Here is a 17353-nt window from a genome sequence, read left to right as displayed (position 1 = left end):
TAGGAATGAGAGATGCTTCTGGCAGGCTCGGATGACTAAATCTGCCAGAAGATTGACAAAGAAATTATTGTTTTACAAACTCAACTCGCCGATTTTGAGCTTTGCCTTCGAACGTAGTATTGTCGGCGATGGGCTTGGTTTCTCCATAACCCTTTGCCGTTAGGCGACCGGCATCGACACCCATGCTGACAAGTTGTGTCTTAACTGCGTCGGCACGTTTTTGGGAGAGTGTAAGATTGCTGGCATCCGATCCATCGGCATCTGTATAGCCACCTACTTCAAATTTTGACCCGCTATTTTCGCTCAGAAACTTGTAGATTGCGTTGATCTCGCCCATGCTTTCGGGTTTGATAATGGCCTTGCCATAATCGAAGTTGATGCCGTGCGAGATGTATTTCCCTTCGCCAAATTTTTGGCCAATCAAATTAGCACCACCGCCTTCAGCGATACGTAAGTTTTTGAAAATGAGTGGCTCATTCTGCGACGCGATCCCACCAAATATGAATCGGGTAGGTACTGCGGTATTTTGAGGTACTGTTAATACCCGAAACTGATCGATATACATTTTGATGCTACGACCTTTCAGGATAAACGCAACGTGGTGCCAGCGATCGTCAAAGTTCGCAGACTTTAATTCTTCGGGCATATTGCCTCCCAGCGTTCTGGACTCGTCATTGACCATATAGGTAGCCGCAGCCCCATCGCGGTCTGCCTGACACTGAATCACTTCATGGCCTTCAGCGTCTTCAAACCAAAAACGTAAACCATAAGCGCCCGGTGTTTGGTAATAGTCATACTCCAGTGTGAATTCTTTAGGCAGATAGTTTTTGTTTTTCATTAACGGAGTAACCTTGCCGTAGTTACCATCGGTAATTTTCATGACCAGTCCATCGCCTACTTTATTGAGAATAGCCTGTCCAGCTAACAAATCCCAATGCTCGGCAAACTCACCATCTTGGTCGGTATGAAAGTCGTCCTCAAAAATAATTTTGTTACCGGGTACAAAGTCGTAGTTCGCATAGGACCGCATGCTTACGGGCTTGGCAGCTGCTGCTGGTCCGTTACCGCTGGCTGTGGCTGGATTGGCGGTTGCCTGATCGTCGGGGTTAGTCGTTGGAGCCTGAGTGCTTCCGGTTGTTTTCTTCCCTCCATTCTTGACGCCTTCTTCGACTTTGTCCAGGCCTTTATTAATCCCTTGGTCAATTTTCTGATTAGCGCGGTTCGTAGCAGCGTTAGCCGCCCGGTCAAGAATATTGCCGAATTGAGCGAAAGTCGGACTGATAAATAACGTAGCGAGGACTAAAGTGAATAACGTTTTCATTGTAGCTTTAAAGATGGCAGAGTTGATTGATACAAACATACTATATGGGCTTAGCCAGCTATAAACGCCCATGTAACATTGTTTTGCTGGTATGTAACAACGTATAAAAATAGGCCTATTTCAATCGGTTGGGCTGACTAATTGAGTGATTGGTTCATAATCGCTTGGCAATACCCCATACTTCTCTTTGAAGCTTTTTGAGAAATACGACAGACTTTCAAATCCAACAGTAAAGGCTACTTCGGAGACAGTCGCTGAGCGAGCAGCCAATAAGTTAGCGGCCCGTTGCAGACGAACATCCCGCACGAACTCGGTTGCCGACTGGTTCGTAAGCGATTTCAATTTTCGGTGAAGCTGCATCCGGCTGAGATTTAATTCGTCGGCGAGTTGCTCTACCGAAAATGAACTCTCGCTCAAGTGGTGTTCAATGATGCGAATGGCGTTTTGCAGAAAGACTTCCTCAGTCGATGAGACCTGAACATTGGTTGGCTTCAGGTATAATTCCCGACTGAATCGTTCGCGAAGTTTTTGTCGTTGTGTCAGCAGGTTTTCGACTCGAACGCGGAGCTCTGAAGGATTGAAAGGTTTTGCTAAATAATCATCCGCACCACCGCTGAGGCCCTCAATCCGATTCTCAGTGGCTGCTTTGGCTGTAAGCATAATGACCGGAATATGGTCGGTGGTGGATTGCGTTTTTAGAATTTTACAGAATTCCACACCATTCATAATCGGCATCATCCAGTCGCAGATGACAATATCCGGAATAGTGTCTGCTGCTTTAGTTAATCCATCCTGTCCATCTACTGCTTCGATAATGCGATAAGTAGGCATCATTATCTGACTAATATATTGGCGGACATCGGCATTGTCGTCGATGATTAATAATAGTGGTAAGTCGATTCGATTAGCATCGCTATCGTCAAAAACGGCTTCTGGTGAATTACCCTGTGCCTCCAGCTCGGATTCAGGTAAATTGCCATTGATCCTGTTTTGCTCAGCAGTACGTTCAATAACTGAATTTGCCGAACTGGCCCAGGTATCAGCATCGACGGGTAACGTTACGGTAAATGTTGTCCCTTGTGCTACCTGGCTCTCAACAGAAACCGAACCGCTCAGGACACTAACCAACTCACGTACCAGCGCAAGTCCAATACCTGTTCCTTCTACATTTGCCGAGGAATTACCGGCTACCTGATGAAACCGCTCAAAAATCCGTGCCTGCTGATCGGTTGGAATACCAATTCCTGTATCCTGAATCTGGATAATAGCCTGTTTAGTAGCCGAAGCAGATAGTTGGACAACAACGGAACCACCAGTAGGGGTAAATTTCAAGGCGTTCGCTAATAGGTTCGTAACGATTTTCTCGACCTTGTCCCGGTCGAAATAAGCCAGATCGAACTGATTACTTTGGGCTAGGAAGGCTAATTCTATAGAACGACTTTCGGCTAGCGAAGAAAATGAACCGGTTAATAATCGGAGCCATTCCGTGAGATTGCCCGGTTTTATATCTGGCTGAAGCTGCCCCGCATCTAACTTACTCAGATCGAGTAACTGGTTTACCAAAGTCAGCAACCGCGACGCATTCCGGTGCATAAGCTGATAAGTCGGATAGGCTGGTTTTTTTTGCAGCAAATCTGTTAATGGCCCCAGAATCAGGGTAAGTGGTGTGCGAAACTCATGCGAGATATTCGTAAAAAACTGCGTTTTAAGTTGAGCCAACTCACGCTGTTCCCGTTCGCGAACGACTTCCTGTTCAATCGTAATTTTCTGAATTTCTGTTTGTTTATTCTTGTAGCTCAATCCCAGCGAAAAGCAAAGCAATTCGAGCAAAATGCCAATGTTGAGGAAAAATAGTGGACCAACTAAACGATCATCATCGCTGAACGAGGTGAATGAGAGTGCCATTGATACCAGCCCAAAAATGAGCAATAAGGCAGACCCGGTTACGAAATAGTAAACCAACTGATTCCGCTGTCCCCAGGCTTTCGTTATGCCATAGACAGAGACAACGGCTACGCCCAGACGCGCGACGGTATGTACCCACTCGTGAGCTAGCGAATTTGTCCAGCTATTGAAAAACAGACAGATTATTAATTCTGCAACTACATAGGTAAGCAGAACGTATTCCATCCAGCGGAATAACCAGAAGATGCGGGGAAGTAGTCTGCGTAAATCTAAAAAGGCATCGGCGAACCGATAATAAAAGACATAAGCCAGCATTGGGAAGCCAATTCTGGCAAAAGGATAGACTACCGACTCAATATGGACATCACTGAACGTCCAGGTTACCTTAAAGAAAAAGTAGCTTATCCAGCAAAGAGCATAGGCCGTATAATAGCGATAGACTTTCTCGCCGGTCATGAGAGCCTGCGCTCCAATGTACAGCGTCATCATGCCAACACCGCCCAGAAAAACTAGTATAAATTCCTCGTAAGTCATGCCGATTACTACGCCGTAACTATCAAACCTACGAAGAATCAGTCGTTTGCGATTATATTAATTAAATTTTAATCTAGTGATAACTACGCACTTAAATGGAAGCAATAGCTTCTAACTCGATACCAAAACCATAATGTAGTGGAGAGCAGGGCACGACCGAACGTGCTGGTCGATGGTCACCAAAAAACCGGGCATACAGTTGGTTCACTGTACCCCAGGCACTGATGTCTGCGATGAAAACGCTCACTTTCAATACGTTCTCCCGTTTGCTCCCCGATGCTGCTAGAATCGCATCAAGATTTGCTAGAATCTGCTCGGTTTGTTCCGCAATACTAGCCTCAGCTAGCTTCTGACCAGCTGGTGTAATAGGTAGAATTCCTGATAGATAAACTAGGCCATTGTGAACAACTGCTTGTGAATAATGGCCGCCCGGTACTGGTGCGTCTGGCGTTTGTATAAAGTTCATAGGGTTATGTTTTTTAGTAAAGTGCCAATTGGTGCGAGCATTTGTTCGCACCAGTTAGTGCATAACTTCCTTCGCTGCTCGTTCTCCCGAGCGTACGGCCCCATCAATATAGCCATTCCAGATGTCTGACGTTTCGGTACCGGCCCAGTGAATTCTGCCGACAGGTGTGCGTAGCGACGAACCCAGCGTTGTCCATACATTTGGCCCCATTAGTCCCGCATAACATCCCCTTGACCATTCTTCGTCCATAAAACTATGGTCGAAGTAGCGAACAGGTTTGAGGGCTTCTTGTCCGAAGAAAGTCGCGAAGGAATGTAATGCCGACAGTTTACGATCTTCATCGGAAAGGCCCGAAAACTCCTTTGCCTGATTCCCTAATACAAAGCCCATCATAATCCCCTGACTACCATCTTTAGGAGAGGTATCGAACGTAACGGTTACGTGGCCATCGGGTGTGGCTGCGAGGCCATTCAGTCCCTGTTCGCGCCAGAACGGTTTGTCGTAAATGGCGTAACATTTCCAGACAGAGCCCATTGGCATCCGCTGAATCAATTGCGCCCGTTGTGCCGGTAAGAGTGGCTGAAAATCAATTCGATTTTGGAGTGCGGGCGGAACGGTTACGATAACCCGTTTAGCCTGGTAAGTTTTTGTTTTGGTTATGACGCTCACCTGTTCGCCGTCCTGGGTAATTGCCTTTACTGGTTCGTTAAAAATAATTCGATCAGAAAAGGTAGCCGCCAAACGGTCGGCGATGGTTTGGGCTCCTCCTGCAAAGCGCTCTTCCTGCGCTCCATTTTTTATGTTCATTAACGTATCTAAATCCCGACACGATTTTGTGTAAAATAGCGCATGTAACATCGAAATTTCTGCCGGATCGGCGGCCCAAATAGCTTCGGCAGCAACTTTGAAAAATTGACGGGCTACATCAAAACTCATCTGTTGGTTCATCCAGGTTGCCAGCGTCATCGAATCTAGCTGGCCCGCATTGGGTGTCGACCAGGGTTCGGCGAGATTAACCGTTTTCGACAGCTTATTCATTTTTTTGATAGCCGCATCGAGACTTAGCAAAGAGCCAATTGGTAGGGGAGGAATTAAGCCTTTGTAACGCTTTACTTGTCCTCGAAAAAACTGGGTACTCTTCCCTTCGTCGTAAGTCTTGAACGTTTCGACACCAAACTCCCGTGCCAATGCGTAGAGCCGATCCTGCGTTGGCCCGATCCAGGCACCACCAAGATCGACATAGGCGCCATCATCAAACCGTTTCGTCCAGACACGCCCTCCCACACGGTCACGGGCTTCCAGAAGTAGTACGTTTTTGCCAGCTTTTCTGAGCTCATGCATAGCCGTCAAGCCTGCGTAGCCTGCACCAATTACCAGGACATCGTAAGGGGATGTAGATTCGGACATGGGGGTAAGGAGTTTATGGCGAAACCTACAGAAAAATAGCGACCCTGAAAAATGAAGAATGCCGCAACGTAACGTCGCGGCATTCGTATGTCGATCAAAAGTGATAATTAGACGATTGCGTCGATCAATGCCGTCACTATGGAGACGACAAAGCTGAATAGTAAAGCAGCGATGAAGCCCGATACGTGAAAGTGTGGTACTAAATAAGATGTGAGATAAACCATCATTACGTTCAATACCAGTAGAAAAATGCCGAGCGTGATAATGGTAATTGGAATGGTCAGAACCGTCAGAATTGGCTTAATAAAGGCGTTCAGGAAGCCAAGTACAATGGCAACCATTAAATACGTACCGGCTCCTCCAGTTATGTAAATACCCGGAATAAATTGACTGGCAATGTAAACGGCTACTGCGCTGATAAGAATACGAATAATCAGTCCCATAGAAAAGTGAGTGTTTGGTGAAAACTTTGAATATACATCACTGTGATGCCATACCCGCGTTGAACAGACAAACCGCAAAGCCGAATCTATTGTTTGACATGGCGTGCCTGCAACACAGCCACAATATCGTCTAAATCAATATTTTTCTGCTCCAGTAGCACCAGAAAATGGAATAGCAAATCGGCAGCCTCGCCTTTGAACAGGTCGTCGTTATTGTCTTTTGCCTCAATTACCAGTTCAACAGCTTCCTCACCAACCTTTTGAGCGATCTTATTAACCCCCCGATTGAACAACGTAGTGGTGTACGATTTTTCGGATGGATTGACCTTTCGATCGTGGATAATGCCCTGGAGGTAATTCAAAAATTGACCCTGTCCAGTATTAACTTCTTCGAAACAGGTATCGGCACCCGTATGGCAAACTGGCCCAGCGGGATTGGCTTTAATGAGCAACGTATCGCCGTCGCAGTCTACCAAAATCTCCTTAACATGGAGGAAATTGTTCGATGTTTCGCCCTTGGTCCAGAGCCGTTGTTTACTGCGACTGAAAAATGTTACGATGTTTTCGGCAGTGGTTTTGTCGTAAGCCTCACGATTCATATAGCCCAACATCAGGACTTTACCCGTTTCGGCATCCTGAATCACGGCTGGAATAAGCCCATCGGGCGATTTATCGAAATTAATCTCGGAATTCATGCTACAAAGGTAAGCCGTTACGCCCGAATCGTCTGCACAAATGCCTGGATGCTCTCTGCCGATGTTCCTTTTTCGGATAAATGACGGATGAATGCACTCCCAACAATAGCGCCATTTGCATAATTGCTGGCCGTGTCGAAGGTTTCGTGGTTATTGATACCGAAGCCAATCAGACGAGGATTACGGAGGTTCATGGCTGCAATGCGCTCAAAATAAGCCTGCATGGTATCACTAACTCCTTTTACCGAACCGGTAATGCTGGCTGACGAAACCATGTAAATAAATCCGTCAGATTCTTTGTCAATATGTCGAATGCGGGCCTCCGATGTTTGGGGCGTAATGAGATTGACGTTCAGAATGCCATATTCATTGAAGATTGGTGCGTAATCATCCAGGAATAAATCAAGCGGCAGGTCGGGCAGAATAACACCATCGACGCCCACTTCCTGGCACTTCTGACAGAATTTTTCTACTCCATACTGTAACACAGGATTTATGTAGCCCATCAATAGAATGGGCACGGTTACTGGGTCGCCGTCCGTTCCTTTTCGGCAGTCTGCTAACTGAGCAAACAACGTTTTCAGCGACATGCCATTCTCCAGTGCTTTTTCATTACTCTGCTGAATGGTTTCGCCATCGGCAACGGGGTCGGAGTAGGGCATCCCGATTTCGACGATATCTACACCGGCCGCTTGCAAGCCACGCAGAATGGACACCGTATCATTGAGAGCTGGGAAACCCGCAGTAAAATATACATTCAGCAACCGTTCGCTTTTGCGAGTGAACAGATCGGTGATGCGGTTTTGAGTTAGTTCTTGTGTCATCTGTAACGCGGGTGGAAACCCGCAATTCTGGTCAGTAACTACTAGGCGCGGGTTTCCACTGCAACGGCGGACCGTCCGCATTACACTACAAATATTTTGAATAGGTACTTAAATCTTTATCTCCTCGGCCTGATAAACAGACCACGACAACATCGCTCGGCTTAAGATCCATTTTCTCCAGTGCAGCCAGTGCGTGGGCTGATTCCAGAGCTGGGATAATGCCTTCGAGCTTGCTGAGTTGAAAGCCAGCTTGTAGCGCTTCATCGTCCGTAATGGCGTAGAAATCACCCCGACCCGATTCAAACAAGTGAGCATGAAGGGGGCCAATGCCTGGATAATCCAGACCCGCCGAAATAGAGTAAGGCTCAATTACCTGGCCGTCTTCAGTCTGCATCAGAATTGTGCGACTTCCGTGCAATACACCTGGCTTACCAAGTGCCGTCGTTGCGGCTGAATGTCCCGACGTAACGCCTTGACCAGCAGCTTCGGCGGCTACCAAACGTACCGATGGTTCATTGAGATAATGATAAAAAGCACCAGCCGCATTGCTACCACCACCTACACAAGCCACTACGTAGTTCGGATTTTCGCTACCTGTTTTTGCGAGCAGTTGCTTCTTGACTTCCTGCGAAATAACAGATTGAAACCGAGCTACCATATCCGGGTAGGGGTGAGGTCCCACTACCGAACCGATGATGTAGTGCGTATCGACTGGGTTATTAATCCAGTGGCGCATGGCTTCGTTGGTGGCATCTTTCAGTGTCTGACTGCCCGACGTTGCCGGAACGACCGTTGCACCAAGCATCCGCATCCGGTCTACATTGGGTTTCTGACGTTCCATGTCGATGCTGCCCATGTAGACAATGCATTCCAGACCCATCAGCGCACAAACCGTTGCCGTTGCTACACCATGTTGACCAGCACCTGTTTCAGCAACAATGCGTTTTTTGCCGAGTCGCTTTGCTACCAGAATCTGGCCAATGGTATTATTAACTTTATGCGCTCCTGTGTGGCAAAGGTCTTCGCGCTTGAGATAAACCGTTCCGCCAACTTTTTCAGATAACCGCTTTGCCAGAAACAAGGGTGTCGGACGACCAACGTAGTCTTCAAGCAATTGCCAGAACTCAGCCTGAAAAGCTGGATCGGCTATGATATTGAGGTAATTCTGGCGTAATTCTTCGACGTTTGGATAGAGCATTTCAGGGATAAACGCTCCACCGAAGTGGCCATAAAAGCCTTTATCAGATACCTCAAATGAGGTTTGGGGTTCTAGGGTAGTTTGCATGGTAATTAACTATTCGATATGACCATTCTTCTTAAAAAGAGCCATATCAAGATTGGCAATGAACTCTTTTGACGACTCCATTTTGGCAGCAGATAATTCATCCATTGATTGATAGCGGCCTAAAGACTTTTTAGATTCAATTGCCTTTTTTCCTCGGCTAGATTTCTTTGTCGTTTCCATAATCAGCTCGACTTTCGTTGAAAAATAAATCCTGTATAGTCTTGATTTGGTTCGAATTCCTCAACAGAATTGTTAGCACGACGCCCGTAAATGGCAAACAGGTCAGTTGCTTGATCAAGTTGACGGGCAATTAATATTCGATATAAACGTGTGCGAATTCCTTCCCCATCACTTCCTTGAAAATAAACCAATTTCGATGGATAATGCTCAAAGAAAGTTAGCAATGCCTGAAATACTGTTGCCATTACCCGATTCATATCGTGATTATTACTTACCACAGAATCACTGAGGGTTCCATCTGGCTGCAAATCACCTAATGCTAAATTGTATAGGATGGCATTGTCCGGAAATGGTGTAAATTGAATTGCCTTGTTAATAGTACGCTGTTCACTTACACTTTCAAATTGATAATCTAATGCGTCGTTAGAGATAAGAAATGGGTAACTGGGTTCATTCATACTTTTGGGTGTAGAAAATGTCCACCCACAAAGCTAAACAAGCTGTGACTCAACAATTATGTAATCAAGAATATTTTTCAGGTTACTGTAGCCTAGCTCCAGTTTGCTAAACTTACACCGTCTCTTCCTCTTCAACCGGCCGTACGCGGTCGATCAATTCCTTCACTTTGGCAACATCTTTCACACCTGGTTGGATTTCGACCTGACTGTTTACATCGACACCGTAGAGCTTCATGCCTTTCAGCGCGTCTAATTGGTCGAGGTTGTCCAGGCCAATGCCCCCACTGATGAAAAACGGCTTTTCGTTATCGTACCGGCTCAGAATGCTCCAGTCGAACGTAACGCCGTTGCCACCGGGTTGGTCGCCTTTGGCATCGAATAGGAAAAAGTCAGACTGCGCTTTGTAGTTGTTCAGCATCGAAAAGTTGAACGATTCATCGACCCGGAATGCCTTAATGATGTTAATGCCCCGATTTCGCAGGCTTCGGCAGTATTCGGGCGTTTCGTTGCCGTGCAGCTGCACATACTGAAAATCGTACTTCTTCACCGACCGGAGAATATAATCCGGGCTGGCGTTTACAAACACGCCTACTTTCCGAATCGACCGGGGAAGCGCTTTTACGACAGCTTCATCTAGGTCTTCCCCCACAAATCGTGGCGATTGGTCGTAGAAAATAAATCCTACAAAATCGGGATGCAGAGCGGCAATCTCTTTCAGGTTGTCGGCGTCGCGTAGACCGCACACTTTGATTTTCATGAGTTGTACAAGTTTGAAGAAGTGAGCATGCGTGAAGTAAAATCAGTGACTAACGTTTGTAGAGCTGCGGCTGGGTCGGCCGTTTTCATAAACGCTTCGCCAATCAGGAAGCCATCGAAACCAGCCCGGAACAGAGTCAGCATCGTTTCGGCATCGTGTAGGCCACTTTCAGTAATCTTGGCAAACGTATCGGGAATCTGTTCAACTAACCGAAGCGACGTATCGACCGAGGTTGTGAACGTTTTAAGATTCCTATTATTAACACCAACTAAATCAATGTTATGATTCAGGCTTCGATCCAGCTCTTCTTCATCGTGGATTTCGAGTAGCACCTGCATACTCAAATCATGGGCCTGCATACTGAGCTCAGTCACTTCTTCTGGTGTTAGGCAGGCGGCAATGAGTAGAACCAGATCGGCACCCCAGGCTTTGGCTTCGAGCAACTGGTAGCGATCAACGACGAAATCTTTGCGAAGAATCGGAGTATTGGGGTTCGCTAATCTGGCCGCTTGCAAATCGGCAGGAGTGCCGCCAAAGAAAGGTTCATCTGTAAGTACCGACAGTACAGCCGCTCCCGCCCGAACGTAGCCCTGAGTTGTCTCAGATACGTCGGCTTTATCATTGATAATGCCTTTGGAAGGTGATTTGCGTTTGAACTCGGCAATAATACCGGTTGATCGTAAGTCCTGAATAGCGTCGCGCGAAGACAGGCAAATGCGCTTGAAGTCAGGCATTTGTTCCAGTACCGATACAGGGGTCGCTTCTTTTCGCTGGGCTACTTCGATTCGTTTTTGGGCAATTATTTCGTCAAGAATCGTCATTTTCTATATTTTCCTGTCCTTCGATTGGGTTATTGGTCGAAAGAGTAACTAGTAGTCAATCAATTTTTTAAAACATGCCAGTGCTCGTTTACTCTCCAACGATTCGCGAGCCATGGTTACAGCCTCTTCGCGGGTATTTGCTTTCCCGGCAGCTAACAATGCCATGGCCGAATTAGCCAGAACAGCCTGCTTCTGGGCTGAAGTCGCTTCGTCATTCAGCACGTTCATGAAAATCTGTGCCGATTCATCCAGCGTTTGCCCACCTGCCAGTGATTCTGGTGTTAGAGTCGTCAAGCCTAACTGCTCGGGTTCCAGCACTTGTTCTGTCTGATTACTAATGACTTTGAATGGACCCGTCAATGAAATCTCGTCGTAGCCATCCAGTGCATGAAGAATCATAAACCGCTTGTCTGTCTGCTGATAAAGGTACGCATATAATCGCGCCAATTCAAGGCTGAAAACGCCAACAAGCTGTTTAGCAGGCTTTGCCGGATTGATCATCGGGCCAAGTACATTAAAAAATGTCTTTACGCCTAGATCTCTACGGATGGGTGCGACGTTCTTCATCGCCGGGTGAAACAAAGGAGCGTGAAGGAAACAGATCCCTGATGTTTCCATTTTACGCTGTAATTCACCAACGTCGTTGGTAAACTTATAGCCAAGCCGTTCCATTACGGTGGATGAACCAACCAGCGACGAAACGCCGTGATTACCATGCTTGGCCACGCGTTGGCCTGCCCCCGCAACTACGAATGAGGATAGCGTTGAGATATTAAACGTGTCTTTGCCGTCGCCCCCGGTGCCGCATAAGTCCATGGGATCATAAGCGGCAAGGTCCACCGGTAGGCAGAGTTCGAGCATCGCGTCGCGGAAGCCTTCCAGTTCTTCCAGACGAAGACTCCGCATCATGTAAACCGTTAAAAACGAAGCGATTTGCGCCTGATTATATTCTCCCCGACCAATACCCAGCAGCACTTCACGCGCCTGGTCTTTAGTAAGGTGTTTGTATTCGAAAAGGTGGTTTAAAATAGCTTTCATTTTATAAAGAGTGAAAGAGTGAAAGAGTGAAAGAGTGAAAGAGTGAAATGGATGCGCCAGCCACTCTTGCACTCTTTCACTCTTTAATTTTCAACCAATTCTCAATCATCTTGACGCCGTTTTCCGTCAGAACCGATTCTGGATGGAATTGCAGGCCTTTCACGTCGAAACGTGTGTGCGATAGGCCCATGACGCGACCATGCTCGTCAACAGCGGTAATGCGCAAGTCGGCAGGCATTGAATCGGGAACAACAGTCCAGGAGTGATAGCGGCCAACTGTTAGTTCGTCAGGTATAGTAGCGAACAGGCGTTCGGAGCGGTCTATGACGGTGGCTTTATGGGCCACCCCATGCAGAACATCGCCAAGATTTTCGAGCGTAGCACCATATACTTCGCCAATGCCCTGATGCCCGAGGCAGATGCCCAAAATACTCTTGGTTGGGCCATATTCACGGACTAAGTCCTGCATAATACCCGCTTCCGATGGAATGCCAGGCCCCGGCGAGAGCATAATTTTGTCATACTGCTCGACGGCTTCCAGGCTAATTTTGTTATTCCGAATCACATCGGGTTTCAGCCCCAACTCGCGTAGAATGTAGACGAGATTGTAGGTGAATGAATCGTAGTTATCTAATACTAAAAGTTTCATAAGTAACGCGGGTGGAAACCCGTGATTTGTCTATTAATGCGGGTTTTCACCGCAACAGCGGACCGTCCGCGTTACAATTGTTTCGCTTGCTCAAGGGCCATCCGTAAGGCAGCCAGTTTGTTATGTACTTCCTGTAATTCACTTTCAACGACTGATTTCGCTACAATGCCCGCTCCTGCTTGATAGTAAAGCGTATTGTCTTTGCTCATAAACGTTCGGATCATAATCGCATGGTTGAATTCGCCATCGAAACCCATGTAGCCGATGCTGCCCGAGTAAAAGCTACGGCTCAGACTTTCGTAACGATCAATCAATTGCATGGCGTTGTGCTTGGGTGCGCCTGAGAGCGTTCCGGCAGGGAAGGTCTCGGCAACAATTTGTAGAGGATCAGCATTTTCGGTCAATTCGCCCACAACTTTCGATACAAGGTGAATAACATGCGAATAGTATTGGACTTCTTTGAATGTCTCAACTTTCACTACATCGCAGTTTCGGCTGAGGTCGTTGCGGGCTAAATCGACCAACATAACGTGTTCGGCTGATTCTTTTGGATCGTCGTAGAGTTTCTGGGCGAGTTCGGCGTCGCGGATGTCGTCGCCCGTGCGCCGGAAAGTGCCCGCAATGGGATAAATGGTAGCCTGACGATTCTTAACTACAATTTGCGATTCGGGCGAAGAACCAAAGATTTTGTAGTTGCCGTAATCGAAGTAAAACAGATAAGGGGAGGGGTTGAGCGAGCGTAATGTTCGGTATACATTGAATTCATCGCCCATAAATGGCGTCGAAAACCGACGGGATAAAACGATCTGGAAGACATCGCCCCGTTGGCAGTGGTCTTTACCTTTCTGGATAACTGCCCGAAACTCATCGTCGGTAAAGTTCGATTGCTCTGGCCCGGCAGTACTAAATGAGTAAGTGGGGTAATTCCTGCTTGTAATCAGGTCGCTAATGTAATCTAAAGTACTTTCGGGTTCTGTGTCGCCATCGCGGAGGTAGCTATGTTCAAACAGATACAGCTCGTCTTTGAAATGGTTGATCGCCAATACGTAGCGATATACGGTAAAGACTGCTGCCGGAATCTGGTTTTCGGTTGGTACCGGTGCGTGGAGCGTAATATCCTCAAAACTCTGCACGGCGGGATAACCAAAGTAGCCGAATAAGCCGTTGGTGATAAAAGAGAAAGGCGACTTTTCGTGCTTGAAACTATCTTTATATTGTTGCAATGCAGCCCGCATTTCCTGGACGGGTAGCTCATTGGTTTGCTCATCTCCGCCCGGCATGTTAACCGTCAATTTGCCACCTTCATACGAAAACCGAGACACCGGATCGAAGGCAATGTAGGAAAAGCTATTTTCATTGCCGTGATAGTCAGAGCTTTCGAGCAGAATACTATTTAGAAAACGATCGCGGATGCGCAGGTAAATACTCACTGGCGTGATAATATCGGCCAGCATCCGTTTGTGGCGGCTGATAACGCGGTAGGTGGCGGATTGCGGTTTAGTCGTAGTCATTTTTTTGTCTTTTCGAGGTAAGGAGGAATCTTAGGCCTTTGTTGTAGTCAAGTCCGGGATTCCTCGTTCCTCGGAATGACAAGCAAAAAAATAAGGCTCACCGGGATGACGGTGAGCCTTGAGAAATTTGTTGATAAACAACAATAGCGGCAACCTTCATCCCTGTTGAGAAGAATGCCACCACCAAATGTTGTTATTAACCGTATTATTCATGAGTGTCTAACTCGTTTTGTCAAATTGAAACGGAATAGCTTGCTACCAGGCTGCGCTACACCCCGCATTGGGTCACAAATATAAAGCGTTTGTTTTATACCGATCAAGGCTTCGTTAATTTTTTTAACGCAAAGACGCAAGGATAGGCGCAAAGGTCGCAAAGAAATAATTCTTTACATCTCCATCATACGTATTCGAATGCTTTTATTCTCGTTCAACTCAATCGCCGATTGGTCGAAATCGGGTGGACCCATAAGCATGGACACATTCGAGAGACCAAAGGGTTCTGAGGGCATCTGGCCCGAAAAATCCATTTTCTGATTCCCGTTCAAATCCTGGAACAACCTAACAGCATATTTTCCGGCTGTCAAACCCTCGAAAACGGTGGTAAGTTCTCCTGAGGGAGTCACATCAATTACTTTTCTCTGAAATGATTCACCCGTGAAACTGGCTTGATTATTTGCCAGGCCAACATAAAGTTTGCCCGATCGGGTATTCACATTGTGTATGATAACTGTCAGGGAGTAGGTTCCACTAACGGAAGCTGATGGAGCAGATGTTGCGGTTTGAGCGAGACAGGGTTTAGCTAGATTCGCAATAAGTAGTCCGATGGTGATAGCAGTCGTGATAATCGTTTTCATGAGTCGTGCTGGTTTATGTTCGTTTGGTTCGATAGCACAAACATAAAAGTCGCTAACCGACCGCTGCAACTCAAAGGGATAAACAGCATGGTTGTGGGATAAATGACAAGTTTAAGATAGTTTTTTGACAGGATTTACAGGATGAACAGGATTTTTTCTGACAATTACAAATCCTGTTCATCCTGTAAATCCTGTCAAAAAATATTTGCGATCACCCCAGATTCAGGGTCAGATTACCATTTTTGGTATATCTGATTTCTTCTTCAGCCAGCATTAGTTTCACTAGTTGAGCAAGCGTATCGGCGTCGGTTTGTGCGAAATGGTGAGCCAATTGCTTAGGTGAGACACCGGGCCCATTCGCCAGAGCAACATAGTCACGCACTTGTTCGCGCACGGCTGTTGTGGCGGTTTCTACCGATTTTTTTCGTTTGATACAATTGTCACAAATACCACAAGCCTCTCCTGGTTTTTCGCCAAAGTAAGCCTGGAGCAACCGGGTACGGCATTGTGTTGGATGCTCGGTGTAGAGGATAGCCGCCTGCACCTTTCGCATGGCTAATTCCTTGCGTCGATTTAACTCCTGCATATTGACAGGCAGAGACGGTGCATCGAAGCGAGGAGTCAGAAATGTGAGCTGCGGTTTGTCTTTCTGCTTTTCGTAAATAACCACATTGCGTTGATGCAACTGCGTTAACAACTGCTCAATTTCACTTTGGTTGACCAGAAATGTTCGCGCCAGTGTCGACTCAGAAATGGTTATAAAATCGGTAAATAGTTCACCTCCGTAGACTCGTAGCAACAGTTTAAGGAACGAGTCGAAACGCGAGTTTAGTACCTGGAACTCATATAACTGCCTATTGTCGAGTATAATAGTTAGTCGCGATGGATGGAAATAATTTTCATTTAACTGAATAAATCCCTCCAGTTGCAATTGCTTTAGCGCGTAGTGAGTTTCCTGTGGAGGCAGGCTAAACGTAGCAGAAAATGCGCCCAGGTCAAAATCGTAGCTAGCAAATTCACCTCCACCAACGGGCACCGCCGTATAGTTTGCCAACGCCTGATAAACCCGACGTAGCATCTCGATGGGCTGAAAAAGCTGTTCGGTACGGAAGCGCAGATTTTCCAGGTCGCCAGGCGTGTAAAGCATAACCGCATAGGCTTTCTGGCCATCACGACCCGCCCGACCTGCTTCCTGGTAGTAGGCCTCCAATGAATCTGGAACGTCTAAATGCACCACTACGCGCACGTCGGGCTTGTCGATACCCATCCCAAATGCATTGGTCGATACCATAACCCGAGTCCGATCCTGAATCCAGGCGTCCTGTTTGTCAGCGCGTTGCTGGGTGGTTAGTCCGGCATGATAGAAGTCCGCAGAAATCCCTTGCCTGACTAGCCATTGTGCCACTTTTTGCGTTTGCTTGCGACTGCGGACATACACAACTGCGCAGCCCGGTACGTTTTGCAGAACCCGGAGTAGCCGCGCTTCTTTGTTTTCTTCCAGTACAGCCGAGTAAGAGAGATTAGGTCGGGCAAAGGTTTGCCGAAAGATAGCAGGCTCTTTTAACGCCAGTTTCTCAACAATATCTTTCTGAACATCGGGCGTAGCCGAAGCGGTAAGGGCAATAATCGGTGTGTCGGGAATGAGCTCACGAAACTCAGCGATTTGTAAATACGGCGGTCGAAAGTCATATCCCCAGGCTGAGATACAGTGTGCTTCATCAACTGCCAACAAGCAGACGGTCATTTGCTTGACGCGCTCGATGACTAGTTCGGTTCGAAGCCGTTCGGGCGATACGTACAGGAATTTAGTATTGCCATAAATACAATTGTCGAGGGTTGTGTCAATCTCCCGATAGTGCATTCCGGAATAAATGGCCGCTGCCGGAATACCTCGTTTGCGGAGTTGCTCGACCTGATCTTTCATCAGCGCAATGAGGGGCGTCACGACAATACAAACGCCTTTCATGGCCAGTGTTGGTACCTGAAAGCAAATGGACTTACCGCCACCCGTCGGCATCAACACAAGTGCATCCTGCCGGGCCAGCACAGTATTGACAACATCTTCCTGCATAGGTCGGAAGCTATTATATCCCCAAAACTGTTGTAATAATTGCCGGATGGTCACAGGAAGTAGTCGTTAATCAATCGTCGACAGTCAATAGTTAACAGAAACATAAAAGGTCAATGGCTGATGACTATTGACTG

The 17353-nt window shown here is 46.9% G+C and carries 17 protein-coding genes; all 17 read right to left on the bottom strand.

What is annotated here, in order from left to right:
• Positions 1–64: 64 nt before the first annotated feature.
• Complete coding sequence (locus GO755_RS07445; RefSeq protein ID WP_198174773.1) at positions 65–1321, bottom strand: OmpA family protein; 1257 nt, start codon at positions 1319–1321, stop codon at positions 65–67.
• 120 nt (positions 1322–1441) lie between these two features.
• Positions 1442–3760, bottom strand: coding sequence for an ATP-binding protein (locus GO755_RS07440; protein ID WP_157584080.1), 2319 nt, complete (start codon positions 3758–3760; stop codon positions 1442–1444).
• A gap of 91 nt (positions 3761–3851) precedes the next feature.
• Positions 3852–4226, bottom strand: a complete 375-nt coding sequence (locus GO755_RS07435; RefSeq protein ID WP_157584079.1) for a RidA family protein — start codon at positions 4224–4226, stop codon at positions 3852–3854.
• A gap of 54 nt (positions 4227–4280) precedes the next feature.
• A complete protein-coding gene (locus GO755_RS07430; protein ID WP_157584078.1) occupies positions 4281–5633 on the bottom strand; it encodes a flavin monoamine oxidase family protein in 1353 nt (450 codons plus the stop codon).
• 107 nt (positions 5634–5740) lie between these two features.
• The gene (locus GO755_RS07425) at positions 5741–6076 is read right to left on the bottom strand and encodes a phage holin family protein (protein ID WP_157584077.1); all 336 of its coding nucleotides are present in this window, start codon (positions 6074–6076) and stop codon (positions 5741–5743) included.
• 86 nt (positions 6077–6162) lie between these two features.
• Entirely contained in the window at positions 6163–6771 is a 609-nt protein-coding gene (hisIE, locus tag GO755_RS07420) for a bifunctional phosphoribosyl-AMP cyclohydrolase/phosphoribosyl-ATP diphosphatase HisIE (protein ID WP_157584076.1), read from the bottom strand.
• 17 nt (positions 6772–6788) lie between these two features.
• A complete protein-coding gene (trpA, locus tag GO755_RS07415; RefSeq protein WP_157584075.1) occupies positions 6789–7595 on the bottom strand; it encodes a tryptophan synthase subunit alpha in 807 nt (268 codons plus the stop codon).
• Between the two features lie 85 nt (positions 7596–7680).
• Positions 7681–8880, bottom strand: coding sequence for a tryptophan synthase subunit beta (gene trpB, locus GO755_RS07410; RefSeq protein ID WP_157584074.1), 1200 nt, complete (start codon positions 8878–8880; stop codon positions 7681–7683).
• Positions 8881–8889: 9 nt separating this feature from the next.
• Positions 8890–9060: a hypothetical protein gene (locus GO755_RS07405; RefSeq protein WP_157584073.1), complete on the bottom strand. Its 171-nt coding sequence runs from the start codon at positions 9058–9060 to the stop codon at positions 8890–8892.
• Between the two features lie 2 nt (positions 9061–9062).
• Positions 9063–9518 (bottom strand): DUF6934 family protein, encoded by a 456-nt coding sequence (locus tag GO755_RS07400; RefSeq protein ID WP_157584072.1) that lies wholly within the window; start codon positions 9516–9518, stop codon positions 9063–9065.
• A gap of 112 nt (positions 9519–9630) precedes the next feature.
• Positions 9631–10275: a phosphoribosylanthranilate isomerase gene (locus GO755_RS07395; RefSeq protein ID WP_157584071.1), complete on the bottom strand. Its 645-nt coding sequence runs from the start codon at positions 10273–10275 to the stop codon at positions 9631–9633.
• Positions 10272–11096: an indole-3-glycerol phosphate synthase TrpC gene (trpC, locus tag GO755_RS07390; RefSeq protein ID WP_157584070.1), complete on the bottom strand. Its 825-nt coding sequence runs from the start codon at positions 11094–11096 to the stop codon at positions 10272–10274. The genes GO755_RS07395 and trpC overlap by 4 nt, the downstream gene beginning before the upstream one ends.
• Positions 11097–11144: 48 nt before the next feature.
• Complete coding sequence (trpD, locus tag GO755_RS07385; RefSeq protein WP_157584069.1) at positions 11145–12134, bottom strand: anthranilate phosphoribosyltransferase; 990 nt, start codon at positions 12132–12134, stop codon at positions 11145–11147.
• Between the two features lie 76 nt (positions 12135–12210).
• On the bottom strand, positions 12211–12783 hold the full coding sequence (locus tag GO755_RS07380; protein ID WP_157584068.1) for an anthranilate synthase component II: 573 nt from the start codon (positions 12781–12783) through the stop codon (positions 12211–12213).
• Positions 12784–12854: 71 nt separating this feature from the next.
• Entirely contained in the window at positions 12855–14294 is a 1440-nt protein-coding gene (locus tag GO755_RS07375; RefSeq protein ID WP_157584067.1) for an anthranilate synthase component I family protein, read from the bottom strand.
• A 386-nt stretch (positions 14295–14680) separates the two neighbouring features.
• On the bottom strand, positions 14681–15148 hold the full coding sequence (locus tag GO755_RS07370; RefSeq protein ID WP_157584066.1) for a DUF2141 domain-containing protein: 468 nt from the start codon (positions 15146–15148) through the stop codon (positions 14681–14683).
• Positions 15149–15359: 211 nt separating this feature from the next.
• Positions 15360–17273 carry a RecQ family ATP-dependent DNA helicase gene (locus GO755_RS07365; protein ID WP_317165813.1) on the bottom strand — a complete coding sequence of 638 codons (1914 nt, stop codon included), beginning with the start codon at positions 17271–17273 and terminating at the stop codon, positions 15360–15362.
• Positions 17274–17353 lie beyond the last annotated feature (80 nt).

It is taken from the genome of Spirosoma arboris (assembly GCF_009754945.1).
Taxonomy (GTDB): Bacteria; Bacteroidota; Bacteroidia; order Cytophagales; family Spirosomataceae; genus Spirosoma; species Spirosoma arboris.
Note: the sequence above shows the minus strand (reverse complement) of the source record. Positions and strands in the feature narration are given on the sequence as shown.

Coding starts and splice junctions, on each gene's coding strand:
- GO755_RS07445 (WP_198174773.1), bottom strand. CDS start 1,321: ATGAAAACGTTATTCACTTTAGTCCTCGCTACGTTATTTATCAGTCCG.
- GO755_RS07440 (WP_157584080.1), bottom strand. CDS start 3,760: ATGACTTACGAGGAATTTATACTAGTTTTTCTGGGCGGTGTTGGCATG.
- GO755_RS07435 (WP_157584079.1), bottom strand. CDS start 4,226: ATGAACTTTATACAAACGCCAGACGCACCAGTACCGGGCGGCCATTAT.
- GO755_RS07430 (WP_157584078.1), bottom strand. CDS start 5,633: ATGTCCGAATCTACATCCCCTTACGATGTCCTGGTAATTGGTGCAGGC.
- GO755_RS07425 (WP_157584077.1), bottom strand. CDS start 6,076: ATGGGACTGATTATTCGTATTCTTATCAGCGCAGTAGCCGTTTACATT.
- hisIE (WP_157584076.1), bottom strand. CDS start 6,771: ATGAATTCCGAGATTAATTTCGATAAATCGCCCGATGGGCTTATTCCA.
- trpA (WP_157584075.1), bottom strand. CDS start 7,595: ATGACACAAGAACTAACTCAAAACCGCATCACCGATCTGTTCACTCGC.
- trpB (WP_157584074.1), bottom strand. CDS start 8,880: ATGCAAACTACCCTAGAACCCCAAACCTCATTTGAGGTATCTGATAAA.
- GO755_RS07405 (WP_157584073.1), bottom strand. CDS start 9,060: ATGGAAACGACAAAGAAATCTAGCCGAGGAAAAAAGGCAATTGAATCT.
- GO755_RS07400 (WP_157584072.1), bottom strand. CDS start 9,518: ATGAATGAACCCAGTTACCCATTTCTTATCTCTAACGACGCATTAGAT.
- GO755_RS07395 (WP_157584071.1), bottom strand. CDS start 10,275: ATGAAAATCAAAGTGTGCGGTCTACGCGACGCCGACAACCTGAAAGAG.
- trpC (WP_157584070.1), bottom strand. CDS start 11,096: ATGACGATTCTTGACGAAATAATTGCCCAAAAACGAATCGAAGTAGCC.
- trpD (WP_157584069.1), bottom strand. CDS start 12,134: ATGAAAGCTATTTTAAACCACCTTTTCGAATACAAACACCTTACTAAA.
- GO755_RS07380 (WP_157584068.1), bottom strand. CDS start 12,783: ATGAAACTTTTAGTATTAGATAACTACGATTCATTCACCTACAATCTC.
- GO755_RS07375 (WP_157584067.1), bottom strand. CDS start 14,294: ATGACTACGACTAAACCGCAATCCGCCACCTACCGCGTTATCAGCCGC.
- GO755_RS07370 (WP_157584066.1), bottom strand. CDS start 15,148: ATGAAAACGATTATCACGACTGCTATCACCATCGGACTACTTATTGCG.